The 15,578-nt window shown below is 75.2% G+C and carries 13 protein-coding genes; 9 read left to right on the forward strand and 4 right to left on the reverse strand.

Features of this window, described 5'->3' with window-relative positions; all coding sequences use genetic code 11:
• Positions 1–5 precede the first annotated feature (5 nt).
• The gene (locus BR98_RS15700) at positions 6–767 is read left to right on the forward strand and encodes an MBL fold metallo-hydrolase (RefSeq protein ID WP_035845284.1); all 762 of its coding nucleotides are present in this window, start codon (positions 6–8) and stop codon (positions 765–767) included.
• On the opposite strand, the gene BR98_RS15705 is transcribed toward BR98_RS15700, so the two are convergent.
• The 3 genes from BR98_RS15705 to BR98_RS15715 are packed head-to-tail and all read right to left on the reverse strand — an operon-like array spanning position 760 to position 7,796.
• Complete coding sequence (locus BR98_RS15705; RefSeq protein ID WP_035845288.1) at positions 760–5,337, reverse strand: coiled-coil domain-containing protein; 4,578 nt, start codon at positions 5,335–5,337, stop codon at positions 760–762. The genes BR98_RS15700 and BR98_RS15705 overlap by 8 nt on opposite strands.
• Before the next feature lie 40 nt (positions 5,338–5,377).
• Positions 5,378–6,229, reverse strand: coding sequence for a hypothetical protein (locus BR98_RS15710; protein WP_035845291.1), 852 nt, complete (start codon positions 6,227–6,229; stop codon positions 5,378–5,380).
• 43 nt (positions 6,230–6,272) lie between these two features.
• Positions 6,273–7,796: a hypothetical protein gene (locus tag BR98_RS15715; RefSeq protein ID WP_035852452.1), complete on the reverse strand. Its 1,524-nt coding sequence runs from the start codon at positions 7,794–7,796 to the stop codon at positions 6,273–6,275.
• Positions 7,797–7,960: 164 nt separating this feature from the next.
• Between BR98_RS15715 and BR98_RS15720 the strand changes: the two genes are divergently transcribed.
• The 6 genes from BR98_RS15720 to BR98_RS15745 all read left to right on the forward strand — a co-directional run bounded on the left by BR98_RS15720 (position 7,961) and on the right by BR98_RS15745 (position 13,258).
• Positions 7,961–8,464, forward strand: coding sequence for a hypothetical protein (locus tag BR98_RS15720; protein WP_035845293.1), 504 nt, complete (start codon positions 7,961–7,963; stop codon positions 8,462–8,464).
• Between the two features lie 115 nt (positions 8,465–8,579).
• On the forward strand, positions 8,580–9,356 hold the full coding sequence (locus tag BR98_RS15725; RefSeq protein ID WP_232247430.1) for a LamB/YcsF family protein: 777 nt from the start codon (positions 8,580–8,582) through the stop codon (positions 9,354–9,356).
• Positions 9,353–9,973 (forward strand): 5-oxoprolinase subunit PxpB, encoded by a 621-nt coding sequence (gene pxpB / locus BR98_RS15730; RefSeq protein ID WP_035845295.1) that lies wholly within the window; start codon positions 9,353–9,355, stop codon positions 9,971–9,973. The genes BR98_RS15725 and pxpB overlap by 4 nt, the downstream gene beginning before the upstream one ends.
• Entirely contained in the window at positions 9,973–10,833 is an 861-nt protein-coding gene (locus tag BR98_RS15735; protein WP_035845298.1) for a 5-oxoprolinase subunit C family protein, read from the forward strand. Before pxpB ends, BR98_RS15735 begins: the two co-directional genes overlap by 1 nt.
• A gap of 52 nt (positions 10,834–10,885) precedes the next feature.
• Positions 10,886–11,929, forward strand: coding sequence for a MerR family transcriptional regulator (locus tag BR98_RS15740; protein ID WP_035845300.1), 1,044 nt, complete (start codon positions 10,886–10,888; stop codon positions 11,927–11,929).
• 6 nt (positions 11,930–11,935) lie between these two features.
• Positions 11,936–13,258, forward strand: a complete 1,323-nt coding sequence (locus tag BR98_RS15745; protein ID WP_063774791.1) for an MFS transporter — start codon at positions 11,936–11,938, stop codon at positions 13,256–13,258.
• Here BR98_RS15745 and BR98_RS15750 read toward each other — a convergent pair.
• Positions 13,255–14,688: a hypothetical protein gene (locus BR98_RS15750; RefSeq protein ID WP_035845301.1), complete on the reverse strand. Its 1,434-nt coding sequence runs from the start codon at positions 14,686–14,688 to the stop codon at positions 13,255–13,257. The two genes, BR98_RS15745 and BR98_RS15750, sit on opposite strands and share 4 nt — an antisense overlap.
• Before the next feature lie 255 nt (positions 14,689–14,943).
• Here BR98_RS15750 and BR98_RS15755 point away from each other — a divergent pair, with 255 nt between their 5' ends.
• Entirely contained in the window at positions 14,944–15,291 is a 348-nt protein-coding gene (locus tag BR98_RS15755) for a hypothetical protein (RefSeq protein WP_035845306.1), read from the forward strand.
• Between the two features lie 107 nt (positions 15,292–15,398).
• Entirely contained in the window at positions 15,399–15,575 is a 177-nt protein-coding gene (locus tag BR98_RS40300) for a hypothetical protein (RefSeq protein WP_198042230.1), read from the forward strand.
• Positions 15,576–15,578 lie beyond the last annotated feature (3 nt).

The raw sequence follows: 15,578 nt of genomic DNA on the forward strand, positions 1-15,578 counted from the left end.
CGAAGATGAACCGTTTCACGGTGCATTACATCGGCGGTCCGACGGCGGTGCTGGAGTTGGACGGGGTGCGGTTCCTGACCGATCCGACCTTCGACGCGCCGGGCGAGTACCCGCGCGGGAACCGGGTCCTGACCAAGACCGCAGGGCCGGCGTTGACGGCGGATCAGGTCGGTCCGGTGGACGCCGTACTGCTCTCGCACGACCAGCACCCGGACAACCTGGACCGCGCCGGGTCGGCGTACCTGGTCGGCGCGCCGGTGGTGCTGAGCACCGGCGCCGCCGCCGAGCGGCTCGGCGGGACGGTTCGGGCGCTGGCGAACTGGGCGAGCGTGGAGGTCGGCGGGGTGCGGGTGACCGGGGTGCCCGCGCAGCACGGTCCGGACGGCAGCGAGCACTTGGTGGGCGAGGTGACCGGGTTCGTGCTGCAGGGCTCCGGGCTGCCGCGGGTGTACGTGAGCGGGGACAACGCCTCGCTGGAGGTGGTCCGCGAGGTGCTCGACCGGATCGGCCCGATCGATGTCGCGGTGCTCTTCGCGGGCGCCGCCCGGATCCCGGTGATCGACGGGCAGCTGACGCTGACCAGCGAGGACGCCGCCGAGGCCGCCTCGATCCTGGGCGCCCGGCACGTGGTCCCGCTGCACTTCGAGCACTGGGGCCACTTCACCGAGGGCGCCGACACGCTGGTCGAGGCCTTCGAGAAGTCGCCTGCCCGGCTTCACCTGCCCAAGCCGGGCGAGCGGATCGAACTCGGCGGCGAGTTCAGCTAGTCGGATCCGCCGCCGGCTCCGCCGGGCGCTTGAACATCCGGGTGGCGGTGATCTCGCCGTGGATGACCGGGGCGTCCGGCTCGGGGCTGGCCGGCAGGCCGGGGCGCAGGTGCTCCTCGACCGAGATGTACTTGAGCCCGGCCCGCAGGTCGGCGTCGTTGCGCAGCCGGATCACCAGCGGGAACTCGGCCAGCGCGGTGGTGTCGAACAGGCCGGTGGTGTAGATCAGCTGGACCCCGAGGGCGTCGGCCACCGCGCGCTGCAGCTCCAGCAGGTAGGTCGCGTTGGCCCGGCCGATCGGGTTGTCCAGGAAGAGCGTTCCGGCGTGCCGCAGCTGCGACTGGCCCCGGTCGTTGGCGCGCAGCGCGGCCATCGTGCAGTACAGCGCGATGGCCGCGGTCAGCAGCTGGCCGCCGGAGAAGACGTCGGACATCTGGCCCACGCTCACCCGCTCGGCGCGCAGCACCGCGTCCGGCTTGAGGATCTCCACCGAGACGCCCTTGGGGCCGAGCGCCGCCGCCACCGCGCGCAGCAGCAGGGACATGCCGTCCCGTCGAAGGTCCGAGTTCTTGCGGACGGCGGCCCGGGTGGCCTCGTCGATCACCTCGCCGAGGCGTTCGGCCAGCACCGTCTGGTCCGGGTCCTCGAAGCGGATCCGCAGGAACTCCTGCCCGGACCACTCGCCCAGCCCCTCGGGCAGCCGGGAGAGCCGCTGGGCCGCGCGCAGCGTGGCGAGCGCGGACTCCACCAGTCCGCGCAGCCGGTCCACGATGGAGCCGCGGTTGCGCTCCAGCTGGGTGAGTTCGTCGGTCAGCACTCGCAGCCGGGGCGCGAAGGCCTCGGCCCAGGCGGCCGCGTGCTCGGGCAGTGCGGCGGCCGGGAGTTCGCGGATCTGCTGGCGGGCGGGGGTGCGGACGGCCTCGTAGCGCGCGGCGTTGGCGTGCCGGACCAGCGCGTCGGCGGCGTCGCGGACGGCGAGGTCGGCGGCGGTCAGCTCGGCGGAGGCGGCGCGCAGCGCGCGGCGGGTCTCGGTGGCGGCGGTGCGGGCCTCGGTGAGCGTGTCCAGGTACGGCTCGGCGGCGGGCTCCTGGTCCTCGGCGAGGTGGTCGCGCAGCCCGTCGCGCAGTTGGGCGGCCGCCTCGTCGAAGTCGGCGGCGGCCGACTGGGCGGACTGCGTGGTGCGCAGCAGCTCGCTGTGCTCGATCCGGGCGCTCTCCAACAGGTCGCGCCGCTCGGCGAGTTCGGCGGTTGCCCCGCGCAGCAGCTGCTGGGCGTGGGCGGGGTCGGCGGGGACCATCTGCTCGGGCAGCTCGGTGTGCGAGTCGCCGGAGACCGGGGCCGATCGCTCCACCTCGCCGCGCAGTCGGCCGAGTTGCTCGCTGGCGACGGCCGAGCGGGCCTCGATGGTGGCGACCAGTTCCTCGGCGCGGGCGGCGGCGGCCTGCCGGGCCGGGCCGTCGGCGCCGTCGGGGCTGTTCAGCAGCTCCTCGGCGCGGATCCGCACCTTGTTGGTGAGCCGGTCCAACTCCCCCTGGGCGGCGGTCTCGTCGCTCTCGGCGCGGGCCTGCTCGGCGCGCAGGTCGGCGCCGACTCCGACCTTCTCGTAGAGCTGGGCCGCGGCCCGGTAGGCCTCGCGCAGGGCGGGCAGCGAGGCGGTGGGCAGCTCGTCGGTGACGGCGACGGTGCCGGACAGCTCGGAGCGTTCGGCGCGCAGCGTGCGGGCGGTGCGGCGGGCGTCGTCGGCGGCGCGCTGGGCGGCCCGGCGGTCCTCGTCGCAGGCCTGGGCGCGTTCGGCGCAGGCGGCCTGCCGGCGTTCGCACTCGGCGGTGTCCTCGGCGAGTTCGCGCAGCGAGCGGTGCCAGCTGGGGCGCTCGCGCAGCCGGAAGGCGAGGCCGGCCAGCGCGTCGGCGCGGCGGCGGCTCTGCTGGGCGGCCTCCCGGCGCTCCTCGTGGACGGCGGCGGCCGCGGCCCGGTCGACCTCGGCCTCGGCGTGCTCGGCGCGCGCGGTGGCGAGCTGGGCGGCGGCAAGTTCGGCCTGCTCAGCGGCTTCTGACGCGGCGTCAGCCAGTTCGGCGAGCGTTCCGGGCGGGCAGCTGGCCTGCCAGGAGGCCAGCCGGGCGGCGAGCGCCCGGTCGCCGCCGAGCCGGGCGGCGAGTTCGCGGATGTGCTCCTCGCGGGCGCCGGCCCGCTCGCGCAGCTCGCGGCGCTCCTGGTCGGCGGCGAACTCGTCGTGCATGGCCGGGTTCGGCGGCACCAGGAAGAACGCCGGCTCGTCAGTGATCGGCGCGATCAGCGAGGCGGCCGCACCGACCGCGACGGTCGAGCGGGGCAGCAGCGCGGCGTTCTGCAGCGCCTCGCGGGCCCGCTCCAGCGAGGACGGGTCGGTGACCACCACGCCGTCCACCAGCTCGGGCCGGGCGGCCAGGATCCGCTCGTGGTCCTGCGGGTCGACGGACTGGGCCAGGTAGCGCCAGCCGGGCAGCGCCGGGATGCCGTGCTCGCCGAGGAACTCCACGGTGGCCAGCACGTCGGGCCCGGGGGGCAGCAGGCCGCCGTCGCCGAGCGCGGCGAGGATCCGCGAGTCGTCGGCGGCGGCGGTGCGCAGGTCGAACAGGGTGCGCTCGGCGGTGGCGATCGAGGTGTCGAGCAGCTCGGTCAGGTCCTCGGCGGCGCGGTCGAGGACGTCGGGGGTGAGCCGGTTCGCCTCGTCCTCCTCGTGGTAGGGCGCCAGCCCCAGCAGTTCGGCGAGCCGGGGTTCGCCCGCCAGCTGCACGGCGGTACGCCGCTCGGCGGCCAGCGCACGCTGGGCGGCCACCCGGGCGTCGGCGGCGCGGGCGGCGGCCAGTTCGGCGCGGCCTTCGGCGGCGGCGGCCTCGCGGGTGCGGGCGGTGGCCTGCTCGGCGGCGGCCCGGGCCTGGTCCAGGCCGGCGGTGGCGGCCTGCTCGGTGTCGGCGGCCTGCAGTGCGGCGCGGGCCGGGTCGCCCGCAAACATCGACGCAGTGGAGGCGGTGTCGATCCAGCCGGCATCGACGGCGGCCTGCAGCTCCTGCTCGACCTCGGCGAGGCGCTGGCGCAGGTGGTCGGCGTCGGAGCGGGCCTTCTGCCCGGCGGTGGCGGCGGCCAGCCCGTCGGCCTGGGCCCGGGCGCCGTCCTCCTGCAGCTCGGCGGCGCGCGACTCCTCGGTCTCGGCCCGCTCCTCGGCGGTGGCGGCGGCCGCCTCCAGGGCGTGCGCGAGGGCGCCGGCGGCCTGGGCGCGGGCGGCCAGGGCGGGAGCCGCGTCGAGTTCGGCCTCGCGGATCGCGGCGGCCACCCTGGCCGCCCGGTCGGCGGCGGCGCGGTGGCGCAGCACCGCCTCGGCGGCCTGCCAGGCGGAGTAGAGGGTGCGGGCGTCCAGCAGTTCGCGGCGCAGGCCGGCCGCCTCGGTGGTGGCCGCGGTCAGCGAGAGGGTGGCGTGACGGTGGGTCAGTTCGGCGGTGATCAGCGAGTGCCGGGTGCGGTCGGCCTCGGCGGCGGTGACGGCGCTCGCGGCGGCGGCCACCTCGATCGCCAGGTCCTGGGCCCGGTCCCGCTCGGCGCCGGCCCGGGCGGCCAGCGCCTGGGCGAGGCGGCGGGTGCGGCGCTCGGCGCCGCGGTGCGCCTCGCGGACCGACTCGCGGGCGGCGGTGGCCGTGACGATCCGCTCCAGCAGCTCCACCGATCCGGCGGTGAAGTCGCGCTCGGCGGTGAGCTCGGCGCGCCGGCCGAGCTTGGCGGCGAAGCCGTGCACCAGGTCGGCCAGGCCGTCGGTGTCCCGGGTGTCGGTGACGGCGCGCAGCAGCAGGTCGGTGAAGTCGGCGTCGTGCTTGACCGCGAAGAGGCCGGCCGCCTCGCCCTCGTCGGCGTTCATCTCGCGCTGGTAGCGGAAGAGTTCCGGGTCGAGGCCGAGCTCGCCGAGGTGCTCGGTCCAGCGGTCGTGGCCGTCCTCGAAGGTGAGGTCGAGGTAGGGGTAGGCCTTGGCGGCCTCGGTGAGCGCGTCGCGGAAGCCCTTCATGGTGCGGCGGCGGCCGCGCGGGCGGGCGGTGGGGTCGCCGAGCGCGGCGCGTTCGGCCACCGGCAGCGAGTCCAGGGTCAGGCCGGGGCCCGGCCGGAAGGAGTACCAGGTCTCGGCGAACTTGCGCGGGTCGGAGGAGACCTGGCGGCCGCGCCACTCGCTGACCTTGCCGACCACGACCAGCTCGCTGGTGACGGTGTGCTGCCACTCCAGTGCGACGTGCCCGCAGTCGTCGGCCAGCAGGAACTTGCGCAGCACGCCGGAGCTGGCGCCGCCCAGGGTGTTGCGGTGCCCGGGGAGCATCACCGAGAAGATCAGCTTGAGCAGGACCGACTTGCCGCCGCCGTTCTCCAGGAAGAGCACGCCGGCCGGGGCCGGGCGGCGCTGCGGGCCGACCGGGTCCTCACCGAACATGCCCAGCTGCTGCGGGGCGGGGTTGGCCACCGGCTCGCCGACTCCGCGCAGGTCCAGCACGGTGTCGGCGTAGCGGGCGCCGGCCGGACCGATGGAGTAGAGGCGGACCCGGTTGAGCTCGTACATGTGCAGCCTTCAGCAGGTGTTCAGAGGGAGTGGCGAGCGATCAGAGGGAGTGGAACGGCAGGCCGGCGTCGGCGACCAGCTCTTCGCTGTGGTCGGCGGGCAGCAGGGTGGCGGTGCCGTCGCTGACCGGGACCACGCCGAGGTCCAGCAGCTCGGCCATCGCGGCGCTGCCGGCCAGGTCGCGGACCTGGAGCTGGTAGCGGGCGGTGGTGCGGTAGGTGCCGCCGGCGTCGTCGGAGGCCTTCTGCAGGAAGCCGGAGTCGACCAGGAAGGCCACCGCCTTGCCGGTGATGCCGATGGTGGAGCCGGCCAGGCGGCGGGCGTCCTTGGTGGCGCCGGTGGTGGAGCGGCGGGCCCAGACCCGCCAGGCGGCCTCCAGTCCGGGGGCGTCGCTGGCCGGGTCGGTGTTGGCGCCCTCGGCCTCGGCCTGCTCCTCCAGCCGGCGGCAGGCCTGGCGGACGAAGGCGTCCACGCCGTTGACGGTGATCCGGCCGAGGTAGCCGTCGTCGGCGAGGTCCTCGGGGCGGGGGAAGGCGAGCGCGGCGACGGCGAGGTGGGCCAGGCCGTGCAGGAACCGGTCGGTGGTCTCGGAGGCGGCGCGGCGCGAGTAGTCGCCCATCCGGACGGCGAAGACCGAGTCCTCGGCGGCGGCCAGCGCCATCCCGGCGCGCGGCGAGACCTCGAGCACCATCAGGTTGAGGCCGGTGGCGACGGCGTCGGCGAGCCGGGCGAACGGCGGGTCCTCCCGGTAGCGGCGGACCAGCTCGGTGTACTCGGCGTCGCGGGCCGGGAGCAGCTTGGCCTGCAGACCGAAGGAGACGAGTCGGGCGGCATCGGCGACGTCACTGGGGGTGAGCGCGGCGGCGGGCGCATCGTCGTGCGGGGTGGTCACAGCTGGTGCTCCTTCGGCCGGACAGGCCTTGGCTGATGGTTCGTCACTGCGCGTCCTGCCGGTCGGCCGCCATGCCGGCGGCGTCCAGCAGGGCGCTGCCGACGATCAGGTCGGCGCCGCCGAACTCCGGGTCGGTGAGCTGGGTGCCGTCGTCCACTGCGAAGAGCAGCCGCTGCTCGCCCTGGCGGTAGGCGGTGCCGACCGGCGGGCTGGCGGCGTGCACGGCGAGCAGGGCGACCAGGTACGGCAGTTCCGGGTCCTGCCGGCGGGCGTCGGCGAGCAGGCCGGACAGCCGCCGGGGTGCGTCGGCCGGCAGGTCGAGCAGTTCCAGCGCGGCCTCCAGCTGGGCTTCGGAGAACCGACTGTCGTCGGGGGTGGCGACCAGGTCCGGGTCGGGCAGCTCGGCGCCCAGGTGCTCGCGCTCCACGGGCGGGGTGAGCAGCAGGTCGACCAGGTCGGTGACGCGGACGGCGGTCGGGGTGCGCAGGCCGGCGCCGCGGGCGAAGAAGGCATCGGTGGGCCGGATCGCCTGCTCTATCGGCAGCCGCAGGACCGGCGCCAGCAGCTGGCCGTAGAGGTCGACGCCGGAGCGGGCGGCGGGCGCGGCGAAGGCCTGCCGGTCCTGTTCTGCGCGGAACAGCGGTCCGGCCTCCAGCAGGCGGGTCTGCAGTTGGGTGTGCCGGCGGATGCAGTCCTTGACGATGTCGACCAGCTCGGCGGCCTGCCGCTTGTGGTCGGCGCCCTCGGCCTCGTCGCGGGCCTTGCGGATGTTGGTGAGGATCGCGTTCTCGTGCCGGTAGCGGTCGGCGATGTGGTCGAGCGCCTCGTCGATCAGGTCCGGGACGGCCTGCATCCAGTCGACGGCGCGCACGTTGCGGCGGGTCGCGTCGAGCGCGCGGCGCAGCGTCTCGGCGTACTGGACGGTGCGGTAGCGGGCCTGCTCGGCGGCGAGCTGGGCGTCGGCGAGGCGGCCGCGGCGGATCAGCACCTCGAGCTTGACCTCGGCGGCGATCTGGGCCGAGGTGACGTCCGTGTCCAGGGCGCCGACCAGGACGTTGACCGCCTCGTCGGTGGTGCGCAGGTAGACCCCGCCGTCCGGGCCCGGGACCTCCTCGATCAGTTTGAAGTCGTAGTCGCGGCGCAGGTAGGCGCCGTCCGGGCCGAAGGTGCCGTAGACGGCGCGGAAGCCGCGGTCCACGCTGCCGACGTTGATCAGCGACTCCAGCACCCAGCGGACCACCCGCTGGTGCTCGGCGCCCGGGCGCTCGGGGTGCTGGGCGGCGGCCCGGGGCAGCAGCCGGGCCAGCACTATCTCCCGGTCGGCGCCGGTGTCGAAATCCATGTGCAGGGTGACCAGGTCGATCGCGGCCAGGCCGACCTCGGCCATCGCGTAACCGCTGTACTCGCCGGCCAGGTTGACCTTGCGGTTGTCCAGGTCGTGCAGCGGCGCCGTGCAGGCCAGCGCCTTGAGCCGGCGGGCCAGGCCCTCGTCGGCGGCCGGCCCCGGGGCGGGGCGAGCGGCGGTGGGCGGCCTGAGCTCCTGCTCTGCGGGTTGGGCGGCGGCGATGACGGTCACGGTGGACAAGACTAGGGCCCCGCGCGGACATCGTCCGAAACGGTCCCTCTCGTCCCGCTTCGTCCCCACCACTCGCAAGCAAGTTGAACGTGTTCAGTTTCAGGTCTAGAGTCCTGACCGTCGCCGGGCAACGGCCCGGCCCGAGGGGGTGCGTGATGGCCAACGAGAGCGCTGACCTGCGATATGTCCGCCGCTGGCTGTGGGTCTTCATCGTCTGCCTGGTCCTGAGCGGACTGACCGCCTTCCCGCTGCGCACGGAGAGCGGTCTGCTGGTCGACCTCGCCCACCGGCTGCCCACCCCGGCGCCGCTGCTCGACTGGCTGCAGCGGGTCCGGACCGGGCTGGTCGACACCGACGCCCGCTACCCGTTCCTCGCCTACGGCACCGACTGGCTGGCCTTCGCGCACCTGGTGATCGCCGGGGCGTTCTGGGGGCCGCTGCGGGACCCGGTGCGCAATGTGTGGGTGGTGCGGTGGGCGCTCGGCGCCTGCGTCGGAATCCTGCCGCTGGCGCTGATCTGCGGGCCGCTGCGCGGCATCCCGCTGTACTGGCGGTTTGTCGACATGTCGTTCGGCTTGGTCGGCGCGGTGCCGCTGCTGCTGGTGCTGGCCGGGATCCGGCGACTGGAGCGGCGACCCGAGGCCGTTCCCAGCACCTGACTTGAAGCGGTGGGCCAAGGGAGTGGCCGCAGCCGCCTGGGGGAAGTCGGAAGCCCTACGATCCCCTCAGGCATCCGCTTCAGGCACCCGCAGCAGCTCTGGGAGGCAGTCGGCCGTGACCGGTACGGTGATCGATCTCAACGCGGACCTCGGCGAGGGGTTCGGACGCTGGACGCTGACCGACGACGAGGCCCTCCTCTCGGTGGTCACCAGCGCCAACGTGGCCTGCGGTTTCCACGCCGGCGACCCGTCGACCATGCGCCGGGTCTGCGCCCTGGCCGCCGAGCGCGGCGTGCGGATCGGCGCCCAGGTCTCCTACCGCGACCTGGCCGGCTTCGGCCGACGAGCGATGGACGTGCCACCGGACGAACTCGCCGACGAGATCGCCTACCAGATCGGCGCGCTGCAGGTCTTCGCCCGCGCCGCCGGCTCACGGGTCAGCTACGTCAAGCCGCACGGCGCCCTCTACAACCGGGTGGTGGCCGACAGCGAACAGGCCGAGGCGGTGGTGGCCGGGGTGCTGCGGGCCGGCGCGGTCTGCGACGGCCCGCTGCCGGTGCTCGGGCTGCCGGGCTCACGGCTGCTCCAGGTCGCCGAAGGCGTCGGACTGCCCGTGGTCACCGAGGCCTTCGCCGACCGCGCGTACACCTGGTCCGGCACCCTGGTGCCGCGCAAGGAGCCGGACTCGGTGGTGCACGACCCGGAGGCGGTAATCGCCCGGGCCGTCGGGATGGCGCGCGACGGCCTGGTGACGGCGATCGGCGGCGAACCGGTGGCCGTCGACGCCCGCTCCCTCTGCGTGCACGGCGACACCCCCGGCGCCGCCCAACTGGCCTGGCGGGTGCGCGGCGCGCTGGCCTCGGCCGGGATCCGGGTGGAGGCCTTCACGTGATACTCCATCAGGTGGGCGGGCAGGCGCTGCTGCTCGAAGTCCCCGACGCCGAGCAGGTGGCCGCCCTCTACGCCCGGTTGCTCGCCGAGCGCGCGGCCGGCACCCTGGGCGAGGTGGCCGAGATCGTCCCGGCCGCCCGGACCGTCCTGCTGGACGGGCTGGCCCGTCCCCGCGAGCTGGCCAAGGTGCTGGCCGACTGGGAGCCCCCGGCCGCACCCTCCACCGACGGGCCGCTGGTCGAGGTCCCGACCGTCTACGACGGCGCCGACCTCGCGGAGGTCGCACGGCACTGGGAGCTCACTGCCGCCGAGGCGGTGGAGCTGCACAGCGGGATCGAGTACCGGGTGGCGTTCTGCGGCTTCCTGCCGGGCTTCGGGTACCTGACGGGCCTGCCGGCCGAGCGCGCCGTGCCACGCCGGTCCACCCCGCGCACCTCGGTGCCGGCCGGCTCGGTGGCGGTGGCCGGACCGTACACGGGGGTCTACCCGCGCTCCTCCCCCGGCGGCTGGCAGCTGCTCGGGCGCACCGAACTGCGGTTGTGGGACTCGGCGCGCGAGCCGGCCGCGCTGCTCGCGCCAGGGGTCCGGGTGCGGTTCGTGCCGGTCGGAGCGGTCTGATGGCCGCGCTGCTGGTCACCCGCCCCGGGCCGCTGACCACCGTTCAGGACCTCGGCCGGTTCGGCGTCGCCCATCTCGGGGTCCCGCGCGCCGGCGCCCTGGACCAGCCCGCGCACCGGGCCGCCAACCGCCTGGTGGGCAACGCTCCGACGGCCGCCACCCTGGAGACCACGCTCGGCGGGGTCACCGTCCGGGCGCAGGGCGGTCCGCTGCTGCTCGCGGTCACCGGCGCGCCGGGAGGGGTGCGGCTGGACGGGCGGCCGGCGGCCTGGGGGGCGGCGGTGCTGGTGCCGGCGGGGGCGACGCTGGACGTCGGACCGGCCGACTTCGGCGTCCGGAGCTATCTGGCGGTGCGCGGCGGGATCGCCGTCCCCGCGATGCTGGGCAGCCGCTCGGCCGACCTGCTGGCCGGGCTCGGCCCCGGGCCGCTGCGGGCCGGCGACCTGCTGCCGGTGGGCGCCGAGTACGGTGCGCCGGCCGCCGAGCTGGTGCCGCTGCCCGCGATACCGAGCGAGTTGGTGCTGCGGCTCGGCCCGGGCCCGCGCGCGGACTGGTTCCTGCCGGGCACCCTGGCCGCTCTCGCCCGGGCGCGCTATCAGGTGGCGGCCGCCAGCAACCGGGTGGCACTGCGGACCGAGGGCCCGGCGTTGATCCGGTCCCGGCACGGCGAGCTGGAGAGCGAGGGCATGGTGCTCGGGGCCGTCCAAGTCCCGCCGGACGGCCGGCCCGTGGTCTTCCTCGCCGACCACCCCACCACCGGAGGCTACCCCGTGATCGGCGTCGTCCCCGCCCCCGACCTGGCCGCCGCCGCCCAGGCCGGACCGGGCACGCCGGTACGGTTCGTACCGGTCCGGGCTTGACCTTCCCGTTGCGGGAAGGTGAACGCTGGTCGCGAAGGGGAGGGGGCACCAGGTGGAACGGCTGACCATCGGGGTCTTCGCGCAGGCCTGCGGGCTCTCGGCGAAGGCGCTGCGGCACTACGACGAGCTCGGGCTGCTGCGCCCTGCCGAGGTGGATCCGTTCTCCGGCTACCGCTACTACCGGCCCGGGCAGGTGGAGCAAGCGCGACTGATCGCCCACCTGCGGCGGATCGGCGTGCCACTGGCCCGGATCCGGCGGCTGTGCGAGCTGACACCCGGTCAGGCCGCCGCCGAGCTGGACGCGTACTGGGCCGGGGTGCTGGCCGAGACCGCGGCGCGGCAGGACCTGGTCACCCTCCTGATCGACCATCTGACAGGGAGGGACAGCGAGATGACCAGGACTCTCACACTGCGCTGCGCGGCCCGAGCGGACGCCGGACTGGTGCGCTCGAACAACCAGGACAGCGCGTACGCCGACCCCGGGCTGCTGGCCGTCGCGGACGGCTTCGGCGGCACCGGCGAACACCTGAGCAGCGCCGCGATCTCGGCCCTGCGCTCCTTCGACACGACCGCGGCCGACACCGGAGAGCTGCTCAACCTGCTGGGCGAGGCGGTGCGCGGCACCCTGCCGGACCACGCGCACCAGGGCGGCACCACCCTGACCGCACTGCTGCTCAGCGGTGAGCGGCTGGCGCTGGTGCACATCGGTGACTCCCGCGCCTACCTGCTGCGCGGCGGCGAGCTGTTCCAGATCACCCACGACCACACCATGGTCCAGGCGATGGTGGACGAGGGCCGACTCACCGCGGCCGAGGCGGCCTCGCACCCGCAGCGCTCACTGCTGGTCCGCGCGCTCGCGGCCGGCTGCGAGACCTGCCCGGACCTGTCGCTGCACGCGGCGCGCGCCGGCGACCGGTACCTGCTCTGCTCGGACGGCCTGAGCACGGTGGTCCCGCCCGATCTCCTGCACACGGTGCTGGCCACCGTCTTCGACCCGGAGCAGGCCGTGCAGCAGCTGATCGCGCTGGCGAACAAGGCCGGCGGTCCCGACAACATCGCCTGCGCGATCGCCGACGTGGTCGAGACTTCGGGCTGAGCGCGCGTGGAGACCGAACTGCTCCGCCGGTATCCCGCGTTCCGGCGGTTCTGGGCTTCGACGGTGCTGACCACCGTGGGTGGGCAGCTGACCGCGGTGGCCGTGCCACTGCAGATCTACGACCTCACCCGCTCCTCCGCCTGGGTGGGCCTGGCGAGCCTGGCCGGCCTGGCGCCGCTGGTGCTGTTCGCGCTCTGGGGCGGCGCGCTGGCCGACGCGGTGGACCGGCGGCGGATGCTGCTGGCCACCGGCGCCGGCATCGCGCTGGTCTCCGCGCTGCTCTGGGCGCAGGCCGTGGCCGGGCTCGGTTCGGTGGCGGTGCTGCTGCTCCTGGTCGCGGTGCAGCAGGGGCTGTTCGGCGCCAACGCCGCCGTGCGCGGCGCCGTGCTGCCGCGCCTGGTCCCGCCCGAGCGGCTGACCGGCGCGAACGCCCTGATGGGGGTGGTGACCTGGTCGGGCGGGATCGCCGGCCCGCTGCTCGCCGGCGGCCTCGCGGGGACGGTCGGGCTCGGTCCGCTGTACCTGCTGGACGCGGTGGCACTGGTGCTCGCGCTGCTGACGCTGCGCCGGCTGCCCGGGCTCGCCGCGCCCGAGCGCGTGGGCAGTCGGCGCGCCGGGCTTCGGGAGGTCGGGGCGGGCCTGCGGTATCTGACCGGCCACCGGATCCTGCTGACCGCGTACCTGGCCGACGCCATCGCGATGTTCTTCGGGATGCCCGCGGCCCTGTTCCCGCAGCTCGCCGAGGAGCGGTTCGGGCGTTCCGCGATCGGGATGCTCGGTGCGGCCATGGCGATCGGCGCGGTGGCGGCGAACTGCCTCTCCCGCCCGCTCGGCCGCACCCGGCGGCACGGCGCGATGGTCACCCTCGCGGTCTGTGCCTGGGGTCTGGCCGTCGCCGCCTTCGGCGCGAGCCGCTCGCTCTGGTTCGCCATCGCCTTCCTGGCGTTGAGCGGCAGCGCCATCGCCGTGCTGAGCATGTTCCGCAAGACCATCCTGCAGAGCGCCAGCAGCGACGCGCTGCGCGGCCGCCTCCAGGGCCTGGACACCGTCGTGGCCGCCGGCGGCCCCCGGCTGGCCGGCCTCGCCCACGGCGCCGTCGGTGCCGGGTGCGGCACCACCTGGGCGATCACCGGCGGTGGACTGCTGGCCGTCCTGGGCATGGTGGCCGCCGTCGCGGCCTGGCCGGCCTTCTGGCACTACCGGCCGGAAACGGCGCCTGCGGCCGCTCCTGCGGATCTCGCCGAGCCGGCGAAGCCGGCCGATCCCGGGCCCGCGCGCCGACTGGTCGCGGCGGCGCCTGACGCCGCCGCCCGGCCGGACGGCCCCTAACGCTCCCGTGCGGTGAGGCGGCCGCGGACTGCGGCGTGCACCTCGGCCTCCTCGGCGGGGTCCGCGGCCAGTCGGCGCAGGCGTTCCAGGACGCGGGCGTCGCCGGTGGTGACCACGTGGCGGGCGGCCAGCTCGCGGGTGGTCTCCTCGCAGTCCCAGAGGCACTCCACCGCGGGGCCGCAGGCGAAGTAGCGGTCGGTGAGGGAGAGCGCCCGGGCCGCGCGACCGCGCAGCTCCGAGGAGGCCGACTCACCGTAGATGTGACGCAGCGTGGGCACGGCATCGGCGGCGGCCAGCCGCCCCGCACCGTCGACCAGCCCGGCCAGTCCGGCGCCGCGGACCCCGTGCACCAGTACCCACTGGCGCAGGCCCGCGACCACCACGGCGGCGTCGCCGGGCTCGCCGATGTCCGCCAGGAGCAGCACCGCGGCCTCGCCGAGCGCACTGTCGGCCCCGCCGGTGGCGGGGTCGGCCCAGCGGCGGGCGTAGCGCAGCGCGCGTGGGCCGCGCATCCGGCCCAGGGTGTCCAGGGCGGCGCGGACGACCCGCTGGTCGGCGTCGGCGGCAGCGGCCTCGATCAGGCCGGGCACCGCCGGGTCGTCCTGGTCGACCAGGTGCCGCAGGGCGGCCCGACGGGCGCCCTCGGCGCCCTCGCGGGCAGCGGTGAGCAGGGCGGGGCGGTCCTCCGGCCGGGCCACCGCGGCCAGGCAGCGGGCGGCGGCGGCCGAGCGGCGTTCGACTGCGGCGGGATCGGTGCGGTCGGCCTCGGCCTGGTCGGCCCAGACGAGCACGTCGGCCACGCTCCAGCCGGGCGTCACACCGCCGCGGTCGAACTGGCGCTGCCACAGGTCGAAGGGCGACTGCTCGCCGGCGGCCGCGATCCGCGGATGGTGCGCGGCCCACAGGCGCCAGGGTTTCGGTTCGTAGGCGGCCCGGATCGCGGCACGCAGTTCGGCCTCGCCCCGCGGGTCCTCGGGGAAGCGGCCCAGCACGGCGGGAGCGAGCGCGAGCAGCGCCTCGTCCTCGTCACGCAGCGCCAGCTCGTCCAGCGCCCAGGCCCAGTTGCCACCGCCGGCGGTGTACTGGCGCAACAGCAGCAGGGCGTCGCGGCGGCCGTAGCCGGCCAGGTGGCCGAGCACCGACAGGGCCAGGCCGGTCCGGTTCTCGTCCAGGTCGAGCAGGTCGTCGGGGTGGTTGAGGTGGCGCTCGATGCCGCCGAGCGGGGCCTCGAGGTCCATGTAGACGCGGGCGTAGTAGAGGGAGCGGTTCTCGACCTGCCAGTCGGTGCGCGGGTCGCTGGTGACGCACTCCTCGAGGGCGGCGATCGCTTCGTCACGGTCGGCTGCGAGCGCATGCAGCTGCCCGTCGCCGCGTCCTCTTTGCAGAAGGCCGAGGAGGCTGGCACTGGGGGCTATCACGGGCTCGAACATGAGGTCAGCATCCGTTGCGGCGGTCGTCGTGGCAACGGGATTTCCGTCGCCGGGGTCTGATAAGGAGGGTGGAGCGGGCGCCCGGGCGCCGGAATCACCGTAGGTTACCGCCTGAGTGGGCGGGACGCACACAGTCCGACCGGTCGGACCTCCGCGGGTGTCCGACCGTAGCCGTCTGGCATATGCCTGGTGAAAGTTCCCTGCACATCTGCGGTTCATGTCCCGTTCTGGCTCAGAGTGTGGGACAGTCGAACAATGAGTCACCCTCCCCTCGCCGCAGCGCGTGAAACCGCGGCGGTCGAGTGGGACCTGGTCAGGGACACCGTGCGCTGGTCCCCCGAGGCTTACCAGGTGTTGGCCCGCGATCCGCGGCTCGGCCCGCTGACCCTCGACCAGTTCCCCTCCTACCTGGTCCCGCAGGACCGCCCACTGCTCTGCCGGATGGTCACCGAGGCACTGGTGCACGGCCGGCCGCTGGACGGCGTGGTGCGGGTCCACCGCCCGGAGCAGCCGGACGCCGCCGTGCACTGTACGGGCCGGCCGCGGCTGGGCCCGGACGGCCAGGTGGTCGCGCTGAAGATGGTGCTCAGCCCCGTCGGGTGAGACCGACCGCACCGGTTTGTGGTGCGAGCCCCCGACGATCGCTTGCAGACCGGCGCACATATGCTGTCGGCACAGGGCGGACCTGCACCACTGGGAGGACCGTTCCGATGGACAGCCAGATTCTTCACAAGGCCGCGTTCCTGCTGCACGATTGCCACGAGCCCGAGCAGGTCGTGGTCGAGCGGCTCAAGGAGTACTTCCCGGCCCTGACCCTGGTCGAGCGCGAGCGCTACGTGGCCGAGGCCTGGGACAAGGTGCACACCGCGGGCGCCGACAGCATCTGAGCC

The sequence above is a fragment of the Kitasatospora azatica KCTC 9699 genome, assembly GCF_000744785.1.
Lineage (GTDB): Bacteria > Actinomycetota > Actinomycetes > Streptomycetales > Streptomycetaceae > Kitasatospora > Kitasatospora azatica.